Here is a 19012-nt window from a genome sequence, read left to right on the forward strand (position 1 = left end):
CCTTTTTTTTCGTACTGCGACAACGCGAGACAGGGAGCGTCATGCACACGTTTGGCAATCGTCGGGATATCGACGGGCTGCGGGCTTTGGCCGTCATTCCAGTGGTGCTGTATCACTTCGGATTTGGCGTATTCAGCGGCGGCTTCGTGGGTGTCGATGTGTTTTTCGTCATCTCCGGCTTCCTGATCACCTCGATCATCGTTCGAGAGATCGGCGCGGGACGCTTCAGCTTTGTCGATTTCTGGGCGCGGCGCGCCAGGCGGATCATTCCTGCCCTTACCGTGATGATGCTCGCCGCTTTGGTGGTCGGCTGGGTATTGATGCCCGCCAACGACTATTCGCAGTTAGGGCGAGCGGTGCGCTATCAGGCGATGTTCGCGTCCAATATCCTGTTCATGCGTCAGGACGGATATTTCAATCCCGCCTCGGATTTCAAACCGCTGCTGCACACCTGGTCGCTGTCTGTCGAAGAGCAGTACTACATTCTTTTTCCGCTGCTGATGGTGGCGCTGACCCGTTATTTTCGTCATTGGCGCTGGATACTGCTGGGCGTGCTGGTGGTCTCGTTCGCCTTGAATGTCGGGATGGTCAAGCGTCAGCCCGACGCGGCGTTTTTCCTCTTGCCGATGCGCGCGTGGGAATTGCTGTGCGGTGCAATGCTGGCTGTCCTTCCTGCTTCCCCACGCAAACTGTCGCCATGGGCGTATCAGGGCGTCAGCCTGGCCGGCCTGTTGGCGGTGCTTTACGCCATCCTTGCACTCGATAAATACACGCCGTTTCCCGGCTGGGCTGCCCTGCTGCCGGTTCTGGGCGCCACTGCGATGATCTGGGCCAACGGGCAGGGGCCCACGCTGGTCGGGCGGCTGTTAAGCGGGCGCGTGATGGTGGCGGTCGGGTTGGTTTCCTACTCCTGGTACCTCTGGCACTGGCCGGTATTCGTTTACGCCAATGCGGTTTCGGTCGATGGGATGCAGGCTCGTGAGGCGGGGGCTTGGGTCGTGCTGACGTTGGTGCTGGCCTGGCTGAGTTGGCGGCTGGTTGAGCTGCCGTTCCGCGAAAAACGCTTGCTGCCTGGGCGTCGGCCGGTATTGCTGGCCGGGCTGACGGCGCTGGTGGTGATCGGTATCGCCGGTCAAGCGGTGCGGTACCGTGACGGGGTTCCAGAGCGGCTCTCGGGGCAGGCGCTGCAATATGCGCAGGCGCGAGACTGGCAGCGAGGTCAGATGGAGTGTCTGCTGCAACGGGACAGCGAAGACCTGCGCAAGATATGCCGCTTTGGAGGTGACGAGCGAGCGGCGCCGAGGCAACTGGTCTGGGGTGATAGTCACGCCGCTGCGCTCAAGCCGGCCATTGAAGCGGACGCCGAGCGCTACGGCAGCCCGGTCTGGCTGGCCAGCCTGTCTGGCTGTCCACCGATTCTAGGGCACGAGCCCCGTCAGCAATGCCAGGCTTTCAATCAAGCCACGCTGCAAACCGTGCGCGACCACGGCATTCGCAACGTGGTGCTCGCGGCGCGCTGGAGCCTGTACCTCTACGGCGAAGAGGACGGCGACATGCGCAATGCGTTTTATCGCGATGAAAGCCGCTCGGTGGCCCAACAGGAGATGGCCAGGGACCTGAGCGCCATGGTGCACAGCTTGCGCGCGGCAGGGGCGACGGTGTGGATCCTCAAGGAAGTCCCGTTGCAACGACAGGGTACCGTGGCGCGGTTGGCCAGCCTGGCCATGGTCGGCCGGTCGGCTGAAAAGCTGGGGCGGCCAATGGCCGAGCATCTGGCGCGGCAGCAGTTCTTGAACGGGCTTTTCGGACGACTGAGTGCCGAAGACCCGAACGTTCGTACCCTCGACCCGACGCCGCTGATGTGTCCGGGCGGGATCTGCCGGGCGGAATTCGACGGCCACTCGCAATACATGGACGAGAATCACCTCTCCGATGCCGGCGGCGAACGCATGCAGCCCCTGCTCGCGCCGATATTCATGCATGAAAACGCCCGTCAAGGCGGATGATTACGTGTCAGGCTGCTGCCGTAGGCCTCCAGAGCAGGTAGGATGTGCATCTATTTGTTAAGTGGCCGGGTTAATGAAATTCAACGACCTCCGGGATTTCGTGCAGCAGCTTGAGCAGCGCGGAGAATTGAAACGCATCCACGTACCCATTTCCCCTGTGCTGGAAATGACCGAAGTCTGTGATCGGACCTTGCGCAACAAGGGCCCGGCCTTGCTGTTCGAGAACCCCACCGGCTTCGATATTCCGGTGCTGGGCAACCTGTTCGGAACGCCTGAGCGCGTGGCCATGGGCATGGGGGCTGAATCCATCGGCGAGTTGCGGGAGATTGGCAAGCTGCTGGCCTTTCTCAAAGAACCCGAGCCGCCCAAAGGGCTGAAGGACGCCTGGTCGAAGCTGCCGATTTTCAAGAAAGTCATCGCCATGGCGCCTAAAGTCGTCAAGGAAGCACCCTGCCAGGAAACGGTCGTCGAGGGCGATGATGTCGATCTGGGCATGCTTCCAGTGCAGACCTGCTGGCCTGGCGATGTCGGCCCGCTGATCACCTGGGGGCTGACGGTCACCAAGGGCCCTAACAAAGAACGTCAGAACCTCGGTATTTACCGCCAGCAAGTGATTGGTCGCAACAAGGTCATCATGCGCTGGCTGAGCCATCGTGGCGGCGCGCTGGATTTCAAGGAGTGGTGTGACAAGCATCCTGGCCAGCCTTTTCCTGTATCCGTGGCATTGGGTGCTGATCCGGCGACCATCCTGGGTGCGGTCACGCCTGTCCCGGATAGCTTGTCCGAATACGCATTCGCGGGACTGCTGCGTGGCAACCGTACCGAACTGATCAAATGCCGGGGCAATGACCTGCAAGTCCCAGCCAGTGCGGAAATCGTGCTTGAAGGTGTGATTCATCCTGGTGAAATGGCTGACGAAGGCCCTTACGGCGATCACACCGGTTACTACAACGAAGTCGATCGCTTCCCGGTGTTCACCGTCGAACGCATCACTCACCGCATCAAGCCGATCTATCACAGCACCTACACGGGGCGTCCACCGGATGAGCCGGCCATTCTGGGTGTGGCGTTGAACGAAGTGTTCGTGCCGATTCTGCAGAAGCAGTTTCCGGAAATAACCGATTTCTACCTCCCCCCGGAAGGCTGCTCCTACCGCATGGCCGTCGTGACCATGAAGAAGCAGTACCCGGGGCACGCCAAGCGCGTGATGTTGGGCGTCTGGTCGTTTTTGCGACAGTTCATGTACACCAAGTTCGTTATCGTCACCGACGATGACATCAACGCGCGGGACTGGAACGACGTCATCTGGGCAATCACCACGCGCATGGACCCCAAGCGCGATACGGTGATGATCGACAACACGCCGATCGACTACCTCGACTTTGCGTCCCCCGTCTCCGGGCTGGGTTCGAAGATGGGGCTGGATGCCACGCACAAATGGCCGGGCGAAACGACGCGTGAGTGGGGGCGTGCAATCGTCAAGGATGACGCCGTCACTCGTCGGATCGACGATATCTGGAATCAGCTGGGAATAGATTGATGCGTGTAACCTTGCAGCCGTCGGGCGCAGTGCTCGAGACATTGCCCGGCGAGCCGATCCTCGACGCCGCTCAGCGCCTGGGCTATGAATGTCCGCAGAGCTGCCGTAATGGCAACTGCCACATCTGTTCGGCACTGCTGGTCGAAGGTACTGTCCAGCAGGGGGGTGAGCTGCGAGGGCACGGCGAGATCTACACCTGCATCGCGGTGCCGCAGCAAGACTGCGTCGTCGTGTGGGACAGCGTCTTGCCGCTGGGCGAATTGCCGGTGCGTACGTTTGGCTGCCAGGTCACCGAATGCGTGGAAGTCGGCGGAGACGTGTGGCGTGTCATGCTCCGCGCGCCCGCAGGCAAGCCACCTCGCTACCACGCCGGGCAATACCTGATGATCGCGCGTGATGACGGTGAGAAATCGGCGTTTTCCATGGCGTCGGCCCCCGAAAGCGGTCGAGACCTCGAGATCCATGTCCTGGCCCGTGAGGCCAGCGCGCAAAACTTGATCAAACAGCTCCAGCGCGACGGTACCGCGCGCGTTGAACTGCCGTTTGGCGATACCCATTTGGGTGAGCTGCCCGACGGCCCGCTGGTACTGATTGCAGCGGGTACCGGGATGGGGCAGATGCACAGCCTGATCGAACATTGCCGCTCCAAGGGATTCCCGCATCCGGTGCATGTCTATTGGGGGGTGCGCCGCCCCGAGGACTTCTACGAGCTCAAGCATTGGGACGAGTGGAAAACGCTGCCTAACCTGCACCTGCACAAAATCGTCAGCGACCTGTGCGGGTGGGAAGGGCGTTGCGGGTTGTTGCATGAAGCCGTATGTGAAGACTTCGCTGATTTGAAATCGATTCAGGTCTACGCCAGCGGGTCGCCGACGATGGTGTACTCGACGCTCGATGCGTTGGTGATGGCGGGTATGGACGCACGGCAGATGCGCGCAGATGTGTTTGCCTACGCCCCGCGCACATGACCGTCCGCCCGATGGCAGCGGCAGTGGAAAGTTAATTGCATCAAAATAACGGCAGGTCGGCTTTACGACGCATCGACCTGCCTGTTGCTCGCTGATCGCGGTAGTTGTTGATCCGCTGTTGGCAGAGCTGCTTTACAGAGTTCAGCGCTGACGCTGGCCATCAGCAGGCCAGCGGGGGAGCCAGATGGTGAATCGAATCAATAGCCTGGTAGAGGCCGTCCATGATGGCCTCGGATTGTCCTACCCGCCTGTTATCGACCTCGGGCCCAAACTCACCCACGAACAGCTCCTCGCTTCAATGCACGCCACGCTGTCCAGGCACGAGGGAGGGCCGGTCTGGCTATTCGCCTACGGATCATTGATCTGGCGCCCCGAGTGCTCCGCGGTGGAGCGTCAGCGGGGGCGAGTGCACGGCTATCATCGCGGTCTTTACCTTTGGTCGCACGAGCATCGCGGCACGCCCGAGCAGCCGGGACTGGTTTTTGGCCTTGATCGCGGGGGCTCTTGCAGTGGCTTTGCCTATCGCCTGCCGGAAGAGAACATCGAAGAATCGCTGCTGGCGCTGTGGCAGCGAGAAATGCCATATCCGTCTTACCGCCCTCATTGGCTGAGTTGCCGACTGGAGGATGGCACCAAGGTTCAGGCGCTGGGCTTTGTGTTGGAAAGGCATTTGCCCAGCTACGCCGGTAATCTGCCGGACAGTGTGCTGACTCAAGTCCTGGCCAGCGCCAGCGGGAGATACGGCACGACGTGGGAGTACGTCGAACAGACCATCCATGCACTGCGTAATCACGCCATGCCGGATGTCAGCCTGGAGAAGCGCTTCAAACGTTGCAGGCCGGTGTTGTTGGCGGTTTGATCCGGCCACATGGCCGAAAACGTAACGCGTAGCGGTCTGCCTAGACGGCTACGCGTGTTCTCCCTCACGTTACGCGTTTGCTTCTCGCGACTGGCTCGCCACCCGCGTATGCCGCAGCGTAGGTGCCAGGAAAACGATCGACAGCACGCAAGCGCCGACCAGCATGATGAACCCGCCATTCCAGCCGAAATGATCGACGGTATAGCCCATGAGCGCACTCGCCGCGACTGAGCCGCCCAAGTAGCCGAACAGCCCCGTAAAACCTGCCGCAGTGCCCGCTGCCTTTTTCGGTGCCAGTTCCAGCGCTTGCAAGCCAACCAGCATGACCGGGCCGTAGATCAGGAAGCCGATGGAAACCAGTGCAATCATGTCGATTGTCGGGTTACCCGGCGGATTGAGCCAGTACACCAGCGTCGCTACAGTCACCAGCAGCATGAACACAATACCGGTCAACCCACGGTTGCCACGGAAAATTTTGTCCGACATCCAGCCGCACAGCAGGGTGCCCGGAATACCTGCCCACTCGTAAAAGAAGTATGCCCAGGACGTCTTATCGACATCGAAGTGTTTGGCTTCCTTGAGGTAGGTCGGCGCCCAGTCCAGTACGCCGTAGCGCAGCAGGTAGACAAATACGTTGGCGAGGGCGATGTACCACAGCATTTTGTTGCGCAGCACGTATTTGACGAAGATTTCCTTGGCGCTGAATTCCTCTTCATGGCTGGCGTTATAGCCTTCCGGGTAATCGTTCTTGTACTCCTCGACCGGTGGCAGACCCACCGACTGTGGGGTGTCGCGCATCGTGGCAAACGCGAACAATGCCACGAACAGCGCCACTGCCGCCGGTACGTAGAACGCCGCGTGCCAGTCATTCGTCCAGCCCAGACCCAGCAAGAACAGCGGACCGATCAAGCCGCCACCCACGTTGTGGGCCACGTTCCATACCGACACCACGCCGCCGCGCTCTTTCTGTGACCACCAGTGCACCATGGTCCGCCCGCTCGGTGGCCAGCCCATGCCCTGTGCCCAGCCGTTGATGAACAGCAGAATGAACATGATCGTCACGCTCGACGTTGCCCAAGGCGCAAAGCCGAACACGAACATTACCAGCGCCGAAATCAGCAGGCCAAACGGCAAGAAGTAACGGGGGTTGGAGCGATCAGACACCAGCCCCATCAAGAACTTCGACAAACCATAGGCAATCGCGATGGCCGAGATCGCCACCCCGAGCTCACCTCGGGTGTAGCCTTCGTCGATCAGGTACGGCATGGCTAGGGAAAAGTTCTTGCGCAGCAGGTAGTAGCCCGCGTAACCGAAGAAGATGCCTGCAAAAATCTGCCAGCGCAGACGGCGATACGTAGGGTCGACACGCTCGGCAGGCATGCGAGCCTGATGCGCGGCTGGTCGGAAAAAGGCAAACATCGACACACTCCAGATTGTTCGTATTGTTATGCGAAATCGAATATTACATTTTCATTACAGAAAATAGGAAGGCTTCCCATCGGCAAAAGTTCCGAAATTTCGGCAGATTGGCGTGTTGGATTGCGAACATGACGAGATGGTATGCGGCGGCTTGCGGCGTTCAGCAGCGTCCTACTTGAGAATCAGAATCGATAACCTTACTGGCACACCGTTCACGCTCTAACATCGCCGTCATTCGCCGCATGGCGCTCAGAGACGAGGTGAAGGTGAAACCGCGATGGAGGCTGTCAGCCATTCTGGGGTGCTGTGCGCTGTTGCTCATCGAGACGTCGAGCGGCACAACGGAACGACCTCAATTCGATCAGTACGTATCTCCCGTTTATCCCTCCGCCTTGCGCGGCGGCAAGCTGTTTTCCAGTGCTTTGGTGCATTACGACGTCCATCACATGGTTCGGTGAGTGATATCCGGGTCATCGAACGTACGGACCCGAAAACCGCAAACGCCGTGGTCGCGGCCGTCAAACGCTGGCGCCTCAAGCCTTGGGAGGTGACCGGGGACATGCCAGCGGTAATCGGTGAGTCGGTGCAATTCCTATTCGATCAGGAGCGGCTGGAGAAAAGGTTGCGAATGGTGATTTCGTGGGAAAGGAGAGGAGGGTCATGAAAGAAGTATTTCCAGTGTTTTGCTACCACCCGGATCCGATTGCGACTGGGGCGATAGACGTTGGCGATGAGGTGTGCGATTGCTGTAAGCGTGCTCGAGGCTACATATACCGGGGTGGTATTTACGCCAAGTGCGATGCCGAGCTCATGTTCTGCCCGTGGTGCATCGCGGATGGTTCGGCGGCCACCAAGTTTGAGGGGACGTTCAATGATGTTGATTCATTGATCGAAGTGGGCATCCCTAAATCCGTAGTTAAGGAGGTGAATGAGCGAACGCCAAGCTATAGCTCCTGGCAGGAGAAAGTGTGGCTGCATCACTGTGGTGACGCATGCGAGTTTCATGGCGATGCTTCTGCACAGGATATTCAGGGAGCAACCGCTGATACGTTCGAGGCATTTCTAGAGGGCCAGGAGGATCACAGAGAACACTGGATTGCGGAATTCCGTAGTTACGTACCGAACGAGGATCTTGTCTTTTACAAGTACGTGTGCAGGCATTGCCGAGTGGTAAGGCTGATGTACGAATACAGCTGAACAGCTGCTTGGACCGATTGTGTCCGAGGAGCTCGCGGTCCCGATTCCTACGTTTCGCACGCCCGGCAACTGCTGGTGCACAAGGCGCACAACGAGAAATTGCCGTTTTCGGCTGAGCAGGAAATCTCCGATCAGTTCGTAAATGCGATGCCGGGGCTATTGAGCCAGTGCCTGGAGAATCCAGCGCTCAAATATCTGGATGTGTTACCGAAGGTGATTCGGGCTCGAATGTGAGTCTCGGCGGGAAGCGATTCAGGGGGACGCAGATTCTGGACCTGCGTCCCCCCTGATTTCGTCACTTTAGCTTAAGGTCAGTGTGCGGTAGCGTCGAAAGTTTGTGGCGCGTTCAAATACGGCGCGATAACGGACGCGTATTGAGTCACCGCCGCATCAACGCTGTGCTTGAGCGCCAGAGTGGCTCGGTCGATTTCTGCCATGGCTGCTGGGCCGGGGATGAATACGATTCTGTTCGCCGCGCTATCTGTCGGAACGCTTTCATTCCAGCCCTGCTCACCATTCGCAGGTACCGCAGCGGGTTGCGCCGCTACGGGAGTGGACAACTCCAATGCAATGCGCGCTTCCTGTATTGTCGCTTCTTGCGCCTTCTGTTCGGCTAACGCTTGTGCGGCTTCACGAGCTTGTTGCTCCGCTAGCAGTTGGGCCGCGAGTTGCGCGGCTTCCTCCGCCTGCCGCTGTGCCAATTCTCGTGCCGCCTGTTCTGCCTGCTGTTGAGCATATGCGCGCGCAGCCTCTTCCGCCTGCCGTTGAGCAAGCTGCCGCGCAGCCTCTTCAGCTTGGCGTTGTGCCAGTTGGCGAGCCGCTTGTTCAGCCTGGCGCTGGGCTTCCCGGCGAGCAGTCTCGTGTAGCTGGCCGATGAGTACCGAGAGTTGGTGAATAAAGTTCTCGAGATGCCAGGCACTTTCATAGGCGATGAATTGGTTCATGATTTCTGCAAGCTCTGGTGCTATCCCGACGGGAGTGCCTGTGCCATTAAATTCTTGCGCCGTCAAATGCCCTGCTGGCGGGGAAAACCCCGGAGGCAAGGCCGCAAGTTTTACAGACCTAAGCCACACGGCAACATCCCTATAGCGTGTAGCAGCCTGTACTTCTGACATGCCTGCTGTTGAACCAATGTGCCCAGCAATTTCTTCCTGAATGCGTCGAGGCTGCTGTTGTAGTAAAGCGATATAGCTAGACATTCTAAAAATCCTTTTTTTTTGTCAGTACCCAATTCTATTTGGGTGCTGTTAATTTTCTGATTTGAAACTCGGCTTACCGTTAGCGGCGCGCCATTCCTTAACTTCTTTAACGATGCCTTCGGGTGAGTTGTCGGATGATGGTTTTGGGTAATAGATTAAGTCCGAGCCATCAGGGTGTTCGCTGAGTCGCTCAAAACGCATAACAGCTTGGGTATGTTGGTACTCTGTTTTGTAATCTACAACGCAAATTTTTATGACCAAATCTAAAAACTCGGATTCAGTGATATCTTGTATTAATTCATTATTCATAGTTGGCTTCGTTTTGGTGTGTATGTTGATGAATTTTGTCGTGATTAAGGGGGGTATTAAACATCAAGTTGTCAATATTGTACACATCGCCGCCTTGAGAGATAGGATGGATGTGATGAATTTCAAATTTTACCCTTCCACCTTTTCGCTCCGTCTTTGGAGCAAAAGGTGCCAAACCTTTGGATATCAGTTGCACGTTTGTGTCATCCATATTTCTGGTCAATTCAGGATGTTTCGAAAACTCTCGCCATATTGCTCGTCTCAGACTCCCGAACTCAGCGTAATTTCTATCCCGCAGAGCATCAGCAATCACTGCAGGCACTGGTGCACCCAAGCCGGTCATCGCGCGCCCTTGCCAATTAGGATCTGCTTCTCCTCCGACGCCAGCCACAACCCCAGGCAAATACCTAGGGCTTTTGAACATCACATAGACAGGATCCAGTCCCGACTCATCCGGGAATACCAGAATGAGATCGTCGATGTCTTCAATATCGTAGGTCGGGTATTCCTCAAACGAACCTGATACCGGAGACAACGGTGCTCCGGCATAGGGATAGGTGTCCGGTGCCTCGACCGGTAAAACTGTAGATTTGTTCTCTGGACTTACTGCCGGAGTCCAGATCAAACTCGGTTTTGTATCGCCGTCTCGGGTGAACTCATATCTCTTGGTGGCGGAGTTGTATGTGAAAGATCGAACGCGAACTTGGGCGCCGACGGTTACACCATCAGCCTTGATCCACGCATGGGCGAGCTCGCCCTCCACTTCTTCGAACGCCATGCGATGCGTAACATCTACCGTTCCTTTCTTGCTGGCGATGAAATGCAGATCCACATCTCGGCTTACCCCTACTTGGGATGCAGCCGTCGCCAAAATTGACGGGCCGAGGTCACTGTTGGCCAGTTCCGTTGGGTACAACAACGCCAACTGAGGCAAGGCTCGTCCTAGAGCTCTTGCTGCTTGGCGAGTAAAGAGCCTTTCAGCAACGACTTTTGCTTTATCAGCCACTGTAGGAACGTTTGTCGCGGGGGCTGTATGGCCAGCAACAACTGTCCAGAGCCGATGTGCATCAGCAATATGTTTGGCTACTAAAAGTTCATTGTTTTTTTGTTGGTTTAGAACAGCATGCTCTGCGTACTGCGCGGACAGTTCGCTTGAAGACTGCATGAGTTGTTGAATAGCTCGCTTGTGCAGTCGCGCGTCCAGTGCATCTTTATAGGCTTGGGCCCATGCCTGGTGCACCTGATATGCTTGTTCCGCACTTGTGCTTCTAGCGCCGAGAATCGCTTTGTATTGCTCGCTGGTAATCGCCAGTGGGTCACTGCCCACGAACAAGTGAGCTGAGGTCTCCTTGTTTTTTGAAAATTCCGTTTTCTGAGAGATCAGATAATTGATTTGAGTTTTTTGAAGGAGAATTGCCTCTAGTAGAGGTTGCCCGGTTAGTTCAGCCAAATCGGATGTCGATTGAGTTTCCGCTGCTAATGTTGCGGACAGTGAGATGACTGCGTCGCTGTACTTTTTATCCAGCTCTGCTTTCAAGGATGCGTATGAATGAGGAAGGGTTTCCAGCGCTTGCTGGTGAGCCGCGACGATGCGTGCTCGTTCCGCGCGGGCGGCGGCCTCTGCCTGTGCGGCTCTGGCCTGTTCTACAATCTGTGCGTTTCGGTGAGCCGCCGCTTCGGCTTGAATGCGCGCCTGCTCTGCTGCATCTGCAATGGCTTTAGCCTGTGCTTCCGCCTGTGCGCGAACGGCCGCCTCGGCTTCGAGTCTTGCAATCTCTGCCCGTTGCTGAGCTTCCCATTCTCGACGACGTTTGTCTTGAAGGCGCAAACGGCGCCTCTTGGAGCTGGACAGCGTTCCTGGCCTGCCGCCTTCCCCACCACCTTTGCCGCCGAATCCAAATGTCCAACCGTCGCGTGATGCGGGCAGGCCACCTCCAGATCCATATGGATTGGCTGGTGGTTGCCCTCGATTGACTACAATGTTTTTTTCATCTGTGTTGCCCATACAGTTCTCCTTTTTTCTGTATGGGTAAGCACGTAATCTTTATTACCTCCGGATTAGGTAATAGATATGTATGTCGTATTTGTTTTTATTTGGTGTAAATGCAACGCTATTAATTACCTTTCGATACGCTTTGATTAGATGTAACAGGCTGAAAAAAGCCCGCCATTGCAGCGGGCTCGTAATACGTTTTTTGTCACGCGACTTGAATCACCACCTTCCCAACCGCCTTCCTCTGCCCCAACGAATCAATCGCTTCCCCCGCTTTCTCCAGCGGATAAACCTTCGACACCAGAGGCTTCAACTTCCCCTCGCCAAACCACTTGAACAACTGCTGAAAGTTCGCCGCATTGTCCTGCGGTTGCCGCTGAGCGAACGATCCCCAGAACACGCCGACCACTGAAGCGCCTTTCAGCAGGGTGATGTTCACGGGCAATTCTGGAATGCGGCCGCTGGCGAAGCCGACGACGAGGAGACGGCCGTTCCACGCGAGGGCACGGACGGCTTGGTCGAAAAGGTCGCCGCCGACGGGATCGTAGATGACGTCAACGCCGTTGCCGTTGGTGAGGCGTTTGAGTTCGTCCTTGAGGCTGGTTTCGCTGTAGTTGATGAGTTCGTCGGCACCTGCGTTTTTGGCCACGTCAAGTTTATCGGCGCTGCTGGCGGCGGCGATGACGCGGGCGCCCATGGCTTTGCCGATTTCGACCGCCGCCAGGCCTACGCCGCCTGAGGCGCCGAGGACGAGCAGGGTTTCACCCGGTTGCAGGTGGGCGCGCTGTTTGAGGGCGTGCATGGAGGTGCCGTAGGTCATGCTGAATGCGGCGGCGGTGGTGAAGTCCATCGCCTCTGGAATGGGTAGGACGTTGTAACCGGCAACGGCAATCTGCTCCGCAAAGCTGCCCCAGCCGGTTAACGCCATGACGCGGTCGCCAACCTTCAGGTGGCTGACTTTCTCCCCCACCGCCGCGACCACCCCCGAGGCTTCTCCGCCAGGCGAAAAGGGAAAGGGTGGTTTGAATTGGTATTTGCCCTCGATGATCAGCGTGTCAGGAAAATTGACCCCGGCGGCGTGCACCGTCAGCAGGATTTCGTTTTTCTTCGGCTCGGGCGGCGGAACGTCGTCGAGCACCAGCGTTTGCGGAGGGCCAAAGGCTTTACAGAGCACGGCTTTCATCGAGGGCTATTCCTTTTCCAGTGATGGCCGATAAGTGTAGGTAGAGAGGTTTAGGGGTCAACGAGCATGCCCCGGCCTGATAGGCGTGCATAAGCTGAAGTAAGCTATGGCGCGAACCGAATGAGGAGTGGACTGTGAAAGCGTGGATTCTGATGGTGCTGGCGTTGTCGATGCCCGTGGTGGCCATGGCCGAAGAGGGCGGGGGCGAGAAGGACGACCCGAACAAGGTTTCGTACGTGGCCCTGACCCCGCCATTCGTAGGTAACTACGCGCTTGACGGTGGGCCGAAACTGCACGTCTACAAGGCCGACGTGGCCCTGCGTGTCACGGGCGCTGAAGCGCAGAAGCTGGTCAAGGCCAATGAGCCGCTGATTCGCAACCAGTTGGTCGCCTTGTTCACCCAGCAAACCGTCGACAGCATGAGCAACGTGGACGCCAAAGAGAAACTGCGTCAGGAGGCGTTGAAGCAGACTCAGCAGGTGCTGAGCCAAGAGACCGGCAAGCCTGTGGTAGATGATTTGCTGTTCAACAACTTTATTGCGCAGTGAGTGGCATTGCCTCTCTGTAGCATTACGGCTTGCCGACGGTGGCGTATTTGAAATCGCTGCCGCGCCTACAGGGCGGAATTAGCGCAGTGCCAGCACCGCTGCCCATTGATCGGGCGTTACCGGCATGACCGAGAGGCGGCTGCCTTTTTGTACGAGAGGCAGTTGCTCCAGTGCAGCCTGCTGTTTGAGATAGCCCAAGCCAAGCACCTTGGGAAAGGCTTCCATGAAGCCAACATCGATGGCGCTCCATGGGTTCTTTTCCGCGCTGGCTTTGCTATCGAAGTAGTGACTGCCCTTGTCCAGGGCAGTGGGGTCCGGGTACGCAGCCCGGATGATTTCACCAATGCCCGCGATGCCTGGCTCCGGGCAACTGGAGTGATAGAAAAAGAACGCGTCACCCGGCGCCATCGCTCTTAAAAAGTTGCGCGCCTGATAATTACGAACACCGTCCCAGCGAGCTTGGCCGAGAGTTTGCAAGTCAGTGATCGACAACTCGTCGGGCTCGGATTTCATCAGCCAATAGGCCATTTTCTAGGGCTCCGGAGGGTGGTCTGGACAGGTTGTCCGACGCTTTTATGACAAACCGACAGTCGGTTGACGCCAGCATTTGCGTGTTGGATCACGTTACCGCAGAATGCCGCCATTTTCAGCGCTACACCGTTACGCGGCCTCACAAAACATGCCGTGGACGTCAGGATTTTGATTTGCCAAAGGGGGGCGATCAATGCAACGCAAGCCGGATTTACTATGGATTTTGGTCATTTTGTTCGGCTTGGGTATCGTCACTACCGGTTACGCGCAAAGTTTGTGGGCGTCTAAAACCGATGCACCGGTTGAGGTCACTCAGCAGCAACAGCAACCCGTTCATCGTTAACCGAACGCAGACTGCGCATTGGGCTATGGAAGTGAGCCCGCTCGGCAATAGAGCGGGTCACTGCAGCAACGCAGGGATGGACAATTCGCCTACGCCGCTCTGACGCAAGCGCACCACCGTGCTGAGCCGGTGGAACAGAATCGGGCGTTGATCCCGATTACGCGATATACCAGCGCTTGTCCGACACCGTTCCTTGCAACGGCACATCCCAACTGGCTATAGCCAGTTTTTCCACTCTCTGACACTCATGAGCCAGGCCCAGCAAGACGGGCTTCTGCCAGGCGCCCCTTCGTGCACGGTAGGCAAGGCTCCGGTCATAGAAGCCGCCGCCCATCCCAAGGCGCCCGCCCTGATCGTCGAAGCCCACCAGCGGCATCAGGATCAAGTCCAGCGCCCAGATTCTGCGCTGTTGACGCAGGTTGATGTGGGGTTCAGGAATGCGGAAACGGTTGGGTTTGAGACGGTCGCCCGGCCGAATTCGCTGAAAGACCATACGCGTGCGCGGCCAAGGGCTCAGAACGGGCAGGTACGTTTTCTTGCCACGCCGTTGCGCCTCCCGCATCAAGAGGCGCGGATCGATTTCACCGTCCATCGGAAGGTACAGAGAAACATGTCGGGCACGACGGAAAAGCGGATTCTGCGCCAGTTGCCGATACAAACCCTCGGCTGCCTTTCGCTGCGCAGCGCGGCTGAGCGAGCGACGAGTTTTGCGCAGGAGGCGACGTAACTGGGGGCGGGAAAGCAGGGCGGGGTCGGTCAGGGAAGCGGCGCCAGAGGAGGTCATGCGGCGGGTCCGTGAGAGCGTGAGGACCGCGCGTCAGAGACTCACGATCCCACTGCCAGGCAGGTGGCCTGGCGCGGGTTTGGAATTCGGGGCTCCCCGACGAACCGCTGTCGGTGTAGCCCTTGAACCCGAAAGTTCAAGGTGGAGATTGCAGGAGGCTTTAAGGCTTTCCGTCGAGCGGACATGCACACCAGCCCCAACGTGCAACCCCCGTGGTTGTGCGTATCGGCTCAGGGACATGACCGACTGGCAAGCACTCCAGGGAGCGGGCGTCAGTATACCGAATGATGTCCGAACAATCAGCCATGTGCTTTATCCGAATCCGTGGCAAGAGCCAGATCTACGCGGTCCAGCAGGTCGCGTACCTGCTCGCGGGTTGCGCCGCTGGTCGACGATTCGGGACGTTCCTGTTTGTGCAGCAGGTCGTGAGTGATGTTCAAGGCTGCCATTACGGCGATGCGGTCGGCACCGATGACTTTGCCGCTGCTGCGGATCTCCCGCATCTTGCCATCGAGGTAGCGTGCGGCGCTGACGAGGTTGGTGCGCTCTTCCTGAGGGCAGATGATCGAATACTCTTTGTCGAGGATCTGCACAGTGATGCTGTTGCCGTTACTCATGAGTCTTGCTCCAGGGCCTTGAGGCGCGAAATCATCGACTCGACCTTCTGCCGGGCGATTTCGTTCTTTTCAATGAGGTGAGCGCGTTCCTCGCGCCAGCTTTTTTCCTGAGCTAATAGGAGTCCGTTTTGGCTTTTTAGTTGCTCGACACGGTCGATCAATAACTCCAGTCGGGCCATCAGCGCTTGCAGGTCGTTGTCTTCCATCGTTTTCCACTGATAGTTTTCTGATGAGTGGTGCAGGAGCTGGCCTCAGGAACTGCCTTCACTGTCGCCTGGATAGCTTGCGCGCGTCTGCCGGTGCTACGATACAAGCCCTTCATTCTAGACATTGCGCCGCTTGGCGCCTAGTTGCCCATGCCTAATCCGAATTCCCCTTACAACGCCTTCGCCGCCCTGCTCAGCGGCGCAGGTCATCCCGTTTCTCCCGCCGAATTGCACGGCCTGTTGCTGGGCCGCAGTTGCGCAGGCGCCGGCTTCGACGCCGATGGCTGGTTCGACGACGCGCAAGAGCTGTTGCAAACCGAGCCACAGGCCAATGTCCGTCAAGCGCTGATTGGCTTGCAGGAGATGGTCAAAGGCGAACTGACCAGCGACGAAATGGCCGTCGTGCTGCTGCTTCCGGATGACGACGAACCGCTGGCCACTCGCGCCGCAGCCCTTGGCCAGTGGTGCCAGGGTTTTCTTCATGGTTTCGCGAGGATCGGCGGTCAGAGCATGAGCGAAGACGCCCAGGGCGTGTTGCAGGATTTGGCGGCCATCGCGCAGATTCAGGACGCCTTGGAAGAGTCCGAAGATGCCGAGAACGACTACATGGAAGTCATGGAATACATGCGCGTTGCGCCTCTGCTGCTGTTCACCGAATTCAACAAGAAAGTCGAGCCGCAAGCGAAGCCTTCGCTGCACTGATTCCCCACCCCCGGCTATCCGGTCGTCAACGGTGCGATAACCGCCGACCGTACGCCTTCAGGAGGACCGTATTTGCCCATGATCCGTATCCCGAAAGCCGAATACAGCCGTCGCCGCAAAGCCTTGATGGAGCAGATGGAGCCCAACAGCATTGCCATCTTGCCTGCGGCGGCCGTGGCCATCCGCAATCGTGATGTCGAACATGTTTACCGCCAGGACAGTGACTTTTATTACCTGAGTGGTTTCCCCGAGCCAGAAGCGGTGATCGTACTGATTCCTGGTCGGGAGTATGGCGAGTACGTGCTGTTTTGCCGTGAGCGCAATGCCGAGCGCGAGTTGTGGGATGGCTTGCGCGCCGGGCAAGACGGGGCGGTGCAGGATTACGGCGCGGACGATGCGTTTCCGATCACCGACATCGACGACATCCTGCCGGGCCTGATCGAAGGTCGGGATCGGGTGTATTCGTCTATGGGCAACAATCCCGAGTTCGATCGCCATGTCATGGAGTGGATCAACGTGATTCGCTCCAAGGCCCATCTGGGCGCGCAGCCACCGAAGGAATTCGTTGCGTTGGATCACCTTCTGCACGACATGCGCCTGTATAAATCGGCGGCGGAAGTGAAAGTGATGCGAGAAGCGGCGCGTATTTCCGCCCGTGCTCATGTCCGGGCGATGCAGGCGAGCCGGGCAGGTCTTCATGAATACAGCCTGGAGGCCGAGCTGGATTACGAGTTCCGCAAAGGCGGGGCGAAGATGCCAGCCTATGGTTCCATCGTCGCCTCCGGCCGCAATGCCTGCATCCTTCATTACCAGGAGAATGACGCCGCGTTGAAGGAGGGCGACTTGGTGCTGATCGATGCCGGTTGTGAGATCGACTGCTACGCCAGCGACATCACTCGCACCTTCCCGGTCAACGGCCGGTTCTCGCCGGAGCAGAAGGCGATCTACGAGTTGGTGCTCAAGTCTCAGGAGGCCGCGTTTGCCGAGATCAAGCCGGGCAATCACTGGAACCAGGCCCACGAGGCCACCGTGCGGGTGATCACGGCGGGGCTGGTCGAGTTGGGTCTGCTTCAAGGCGATGTCGATGAACTGATTGCCGGTGAAGCGTACAAAGCTTTCTACATGCACCGCGCCGGGCATTGGCTGGGCATGGATGTCCATGACGTCGGCGAATACAAGGTCGGCGGTGAGTGGCGAGTGTTGGAGGCCGGCATGGCTCTGACCGTCGAACCGGGCATTTACGTGGCGCCGGACAACCAGAACGTGGCGAAGAAATGGCGCGGGATCGGTGTGCGAATCGAGGACGATGTCGTGGTAACCAAAAAAGGGTGTGAAATTCTGACCGGCGACGTACCCAAGTCTGTGGCCGACATCGAGGCATTGATGGCCGCTGCGCGAAGCGAGGTTGCATGAGCCGTTTTGACCTGGCCATCGTCGGTGGAGGGCTGGTGGGTGCCAGCCTCGCCATGGCCCTCCAGTCCGGGGCCAAGGCGCGCGGCTGGAAGATCGTCCTGATCGAACCCTTCGCCCCCGGCGATGCCTGGCAGCCAAGCTACGACGCGCGGTCGTCCGCGCTGTCGTTCGGTGCGCGTCAGATCTACGAGCGCCTGGGCCTCTGGCAGCAGGTCGCCCGTCGTGCCGAACCGATTCTGCAGATTCATGTGTCGGACAAGGGCCGTTTCGGTGCGACGCGCCTGTCCTCCATGCAGGAAGGGGTGCCTGCCCTAGGCTACGTGGTCGAGAACGCCTGGCTTGGGCAATGCCTGTGGCAGGGGCTGGACAGGGACGTCATCAGCTGGCGCGTGCCCGCCGAAGTCAAGGCCATGGAAGCGCTGTCGAACGGCTATCGCCTGACCCTGAGCGACGAGAGCGAAATCGATTGCAATCTGGCGGTCCTCGCCGATGGCGGCCGCTCGTCCCTGCGCGAACAATTGGGCATTGGTGTTCGCACCGTGCCGTATGACCAGTGCGCGCTGATCGCCAACATTACGCCCGGCGAGGCCCATGGGGGCCAAGCCTTCGAGCGTTTTACCGACAACGGCCCGATGGCCCTGTTGCCGCTGCCGGAAAACCGCTGTGCGCTGGTCTGGACGCGCACAGGCGAAGACGTAAAACGTTTGATGGCCCTGGATGACCGCAGCTTTCTTGCCGAATTGCAGAGCGTATTCGGTTACCGCCTGGGCGCATTGCAGCAGGTCGGTGCACGCCATAGTTATCCGCTGGCACTGATTGAGGCCGAAGAGCAGGTACGCTCGAACCTGGTGGTGCTGGGCAACGCTGCCCACAGCCTGCATCCGATCGCGGGGCAAGGCTTTAACCTCTCGCTGCGGGATGCCGCGGCGCTGGCGCACGCATTGCTGACCAGCCATGCCTCCCCCGGAGACCTGGCAACCCTGCAGACCTACCGCGATCGCCAGTACCGGGACCAGAAGGTCACGGTCGGGTTCTCCGATCAGGTCACGCGCTTGTTCGGCAGCCGCGAACCCATGATCGCCGCCGGGCGTAACCTTGGCCTGTTGGGGCTGGACCTTCTGCCTTCGGCCAAGAGCTGGTTTGCGCGTCAAGCCATGGGGCTGGGAACGCGAACCGATGTTTAACCCCTCCATTC

19 protein-coding genes and 1 other RNA gene are annotated in these 19012 nt (G+C 58.3%); 10 read left to right on the forward strand and 10 right to left on the reverse strand.

The features are described from left to right. Nucleotides 1-41 precede the first annotated feature (41 nt). From DBP26_RS04120 to DBP26_RS04135, 4 genes are all read left to right on the forward strand, one after another. Nucleotides 42-2006 carry an acyltransferase family protein gene (locus DBP26_RS04120; protein WP_108236128.1) on the forward strand — a complete coding sequence of 655 codons (1965 nt, stop codon included), beginning with the start codon at nt 42-44 and terminating at the stop codon, nt 2004-2006. Between the two features lie 73 nt (nt 2007-2079). After that, entirely contained in the window at nt 2080-3546 is a 1467-nt protein-coding gene (gene ubiD, locus DBP26_RS04125; RefSeq protein ID WP_108236127.1) for a 4-hydroxy-3-polyprenylbenzoate decarboxylase, read from the forward strand. Beyond that, nucleotides 3546-4514, forward strand: a complete 969-nt coding sequence (locus DBP26_RS04130; protein ID WP_108236126.1) for a CDP-6-deoxy-delta-3,4-glucoseen reductase — start codon at nt 3546-3548, stop codon at nt 4512-4514. The genes ubiD and DBP26_RS04130 overlap by 1 nt, the downstream gene beginning before the upstream one ends. Nucleotides 4515-4698: 184 nt before the next feature. Then, entirely contained in the window at nt 4699-5373 is a 675-nt protein-coding gene (locus DBP26_RS04135; RefSeq protein WP_108236125.1) for a gamma-glutamylcyclotransferase, read from the forward strand. A 69-nt stretch (nt 5374-5442) separates the two neighbouring features. Here the strand turns inward: DBP26_RS04135 and glpT are convergent, their stop codons facing one another. After that, nucleotides 5443-6792 (reverse strand): glycerol-3-phosphate transporter, encoded by a 1350-nt coding sequence (gene glpT / locus DBP26_RS04140; RefSeq protein ID WP_108236124.1) that lies wholly within the window; start codon nt 6790-6792, stop codon nt 5443-5445. A gap of 660 nt (nt 6793-7452) precedes the next feature. Here glpT and DBP26_RS04145 point away from each other — a divergent pair. Next, nucleotides 7453-7989 carry a CbrC family protein gene (locus tag DBP26_RS04145; RefSeq protein ID WP_108236123.1) on the forward strand — a complete coding sequence of 179 codons (537 nt, stop codon included), beginning with the start codon at nt 7453-7455 and terminating at the stop codon, nt 7987-7989. A gap of 311 nt (nt 7990-8300) precedes the next feature. On the opposite strand, the gene DBP26_RS04150 is transcribed toward DBP26_RS04145, so the two are convergent. The 4 genes from DBP26_RS04150 to DBP26_RS04165 form a co-directional block, all read right to left on the reverse strand. Beyond that, on the reverse strand, nt 8301-9188 hold the full coding sequence (locus DBP26_RS04150; RefSeq protein WP_108236122.1) for a hypothetical protein: 888 nt from the start codon (nt 9186-9188) through the stop codon (nt 8301-8303). Between the two features lie 48 nt (nt 9189-9236). Continuing rightward, nucleotides 9237-9497 (reverse strand): bacteriocin immunity protein, encoded by a 261-nt coding sequence (locus tag DBP26_RS04155; RefSeq protein WP_108236121.1) that lies wholly within the window; start codon nt 9495-9497, stop codon nt 9237-9239. Next, complete coding sequence (locus DBP26_RS04160) at nt 9490-11502, reverse strand: S-type pyocin domain-containing protein (protein ID WP_108236120.1); 2013 nt, start codon at nt 11500-11502, stop codon at nt 9490-9492. Before DBP26_RS04160 ends, DBP26_RS04155 begins: the two co-directional genes overlap by 8 nt. A gap of 193 nt (nt 11503-11695) precedes the next feature. Next, nucleotides 11696-12673, reverse strand: a complete 978-nt coding sequence (locus tag DBP26_RS04165; RefSeq protein ID WP_108236119.1) for an NADPH:quinone oxidoreductase family protein — start codon at nt 12671-12673, stop codon at nt 11696-11698. A 134-nt stretch (nt 12674-12807) separates the two neighbouring features. On the opposite strand from DBP26_RS04165, the gene DBP26_RS04170 reads away from it, so the two are divergent. After that, entirely contained in the window at nt 12808-13221 is a 414-nt protein-coding gene (locus DBP26_RS04170) for a flagellar basal body-associated protein FliL (RefSeq protein ID WP_108236118.1), read from the forward strand. Between the two features lie 78 nt (nt 13222-13299). Here DBP26_RS04170 and DBP26_RS04175 read toward each other — a convergent pair whose 3' ends face one another. Continuing rightward, entirely contained in the window at nt 13300-13749 is a 450-nt protein-coding gene (locus DBP26_RS04175; protein WP_108236117.1) for an EVE domain-containing protein, read from the reverse strand. Between the two features lie 196 nt (nt 13750-13945). On the opposite strand from DBP26_RS04175, the gene DBP26_RS04180 reads away from it, so the two are divergent. Then, nucleotides 13946-14095: a hypothetical protein gene (locus tag DBP26_RS04180; RefSeq protein WP_108236116.1), complete on the forward strand. Its 150-nt coding sequence runs from the start codon at nt 13946-13948 to the stop codon at nt 14093-14095. Between the two features lie 157 nt (nt 14096-14252). On the opposite strand, the gene DBP26_RS04185 is transcribed toward DBP26_RS04180, so the two are convergent. The 4 genes from DBP26_RS04185 to DBP26_RS04200 form a co-directional block, all read right to left on the reverse strand. Continuing rightward, the gene (locus DBP26_RS04185) at nt 14253-14855 is read right to left on the reverse strand and encodes a 5-formyltetrahydrofolate cyclo-ligase (RefSeq protein ID WP_108236420.1); all 603 of its coding nucleotides are present in this window, start codon (nt 14853-14855) and stop codon (nt 14253-14255) included. Nucleotides 14856-14968: 113 nt separating this feature from the next. Then, nucleotides 14969-15147: non-coding RNA, 6S RNA (gene ssrS / locus DBP26_RS04190), on the reverse strand. Nucleotides 15148-15178: 31 nt separating this feature from the next. Then, nucleotides 15179-15496 (reverse strand): cell division protein ZapA, encoded by a 318-nt coding sequence (locus tag DBP26_RS04195; protein ID WP_108236115.1) that lies wholly within the window; start codon nt 15494-15496, stop codon nt 15179-15181. Continuing rightward, complete coding sequence (locus DBP26_RS04200; protein ID WP_108236114.1) at nt 15493-15702, reverse strand: TIGR02449 family protein; 210 nt, start codon at nt 15700-15702, stop codon at nt 15493-15495. The genes DBP26_RS04195 and DBP26_RS04200 overlap by 4 nt, the downstream gene beginning before the upstream one ends. Nucleotides 15703-15852: 150 nt before the next feature. Between DBP26_RS04200 and DBP26_RS04205 the strand changes: the two genes are divergently transcribed. The 3 genes from DBP26_RS04205 (at nt 15853) to ubiH (ending at nt 19001) form a co-directional block, all read left to right on the forward strand. Then, nucleotides 15853-16404 (forward strand): YecA family protein, encoded by a 552-nt coding sequence (locus tag DBP26_RS04205; RefSeq protein ID WP_108236113.1) that lies wholly within the window; start codon nt 15853-15855, stop codon nt 16402-16404. Between the two features lie 78 nt (nt 16405-16482). Continuing rightward, nucleotides 16483-17817, forward strand: coding sequence for a Xaa-Pro aminopeptidase (gene pepP / locus DBP26_RS04210; protein ID WP_108236112.1), 1335 nt, complete (start codon nt 16483-16485; stop codon nt 17815-17817). Then, the gene (gene ubiH / locus DBP26_RS04215) at nt 17814-19001 is read left to right on the forward strand and encodes a 2-octaprenyl-6-methoxyphenyl hydroxylase (protein ID WP_108236111.1); all 1188 of its coding nucleotides are present in this window, start codon (nt 17814-17816) and stop codon (nt 18999-19001) included. The genes pepP and ubiH overlap by 4 nt, the downstream gene beginning before the upstream one ends. Nucleotides 19002-19012 lie beyond the last annotated feature (11 nt).

Source organism: Pseudomonas sp. RIT409, from assembly GCF_003052515.2.
Lineage (GTDB): Bacteria > Pseudomonadota > Gammaproteobacteria > Pseudomonadales > Pseudomonadaceae > Aquipseudomonas.

Coding starts and splice junctions, on each gene's coding strand:
- DBP26_RS04150 (WP_108236122.1), bottom strand. CDS start 9,188: ATGTCTAGCTATATCGCTTTACTACAACAGCAGCCTCGACGCATTCAG.
- DBP26_RS04155 (WP_108236121.1), bottom strand. CDS start 9,497: ATGAATAATGAATTAATACAAGATATCACTGAATCCGAGTTTTTAGAT.
- DBP26_RS04205 (WP_108236113.1), top strand. CDS start 15,853: ATGCCTAATCCGAATTCCCCTTACAACGCCTTCGCCGCCCTGCTCAGC.
- pepP (WP_108236112.1), top strand. CDS start 16,483: ATGATCCGTATCCCGAAAGCCGAATACAGCCGTCGCCGCAAAGCCTTG.
- DBP26_RS04145 (WP_108236123.1), top strand. CDS start 7,453: ATGAAAGAAGTATTTCCAGTGTTTTGCTACCACCCGGATCCGATTGCG.
- DBP26_RS04130 (WP_108236126.1), top strand. CDS start 3,546: ATGCGTGTAACCTTGCAGCCGTCGGGCGCAGTGCTCGAGACATTGCCC.
- DBP26_RS04160 (WP_108236120.1), bottom strand. CDS start 11,502: ATGGGCAACACAGATGAAAAAAACATTGTAGTCAATCGAGGGCAACCA.
- DBP26_RS04135 (WP_108236125.1), top strand. CDS start 4,699: ATGGTGAATCGAATCAATAGCCTGGTAGAGGCCGTCCATGATGGCCTC.
- glpT (WP_108236124.1), bottom strand. CDS start 6,792: ATGTTTGCCTTTTTCCGACCAGCCGCGCATCAGGCTCGCATGCCTGCC.
- DBP26_RS04195 (WP_108236115.1), bottom strand. CDS start 15,496: ATGAGTAACGGCAACAGCATCACTGTGCAGATCCTCGACAAAGAGTAT.
- DBP26_RS04165 (WP_108236119.1), bottom strand. CDS start 12,673: ATGAAAGCCGTGCTCTGTAAAGCCTTTGGCCCTCCGCAAACGCTGGTG.
- DBP26_RS04175 (WP_108236117.1), bottom strand. CDS start 13,749: ATGGCCTATTGGCTGATGAAATCCGAGCCCGACGAGTTGTCGATCACT.
- ubiH (WP_108236111.1), top strand. CDS start 17,814: ATGAGCCGTTTTGACCTGGCCATCGTCGGTGGAGGGCTGGTGGGTGCC.
- DBP26_RS04200 (WP_108236114.1), bottom strand. CDS start 15,702: ATGGAAGACAACGACCTGCAAGCGCTGATGGCCCGACTGGAGTTATTG.
- DBP26_RS04180 (WP_108236116.1), top strand. CDS start 13,946: ATGCAACGCAAGCCGGATTTACTATGGATTTTGGTCATTTTGTTCGGC.
- DBP26_RS04120 (WP_108236128.1), top strand. CDS start 42: ATGCACACGTTTGGCAATCGTCGGGATATCGACGGGCTGCGGGCTTTG.
- ubiD (WP_108236127.1), top strand. CDS start 2,080: ATGAAATTCAACGACCTCCGGGATTTCGTGCAGCAGCTTGAGCAGCGC.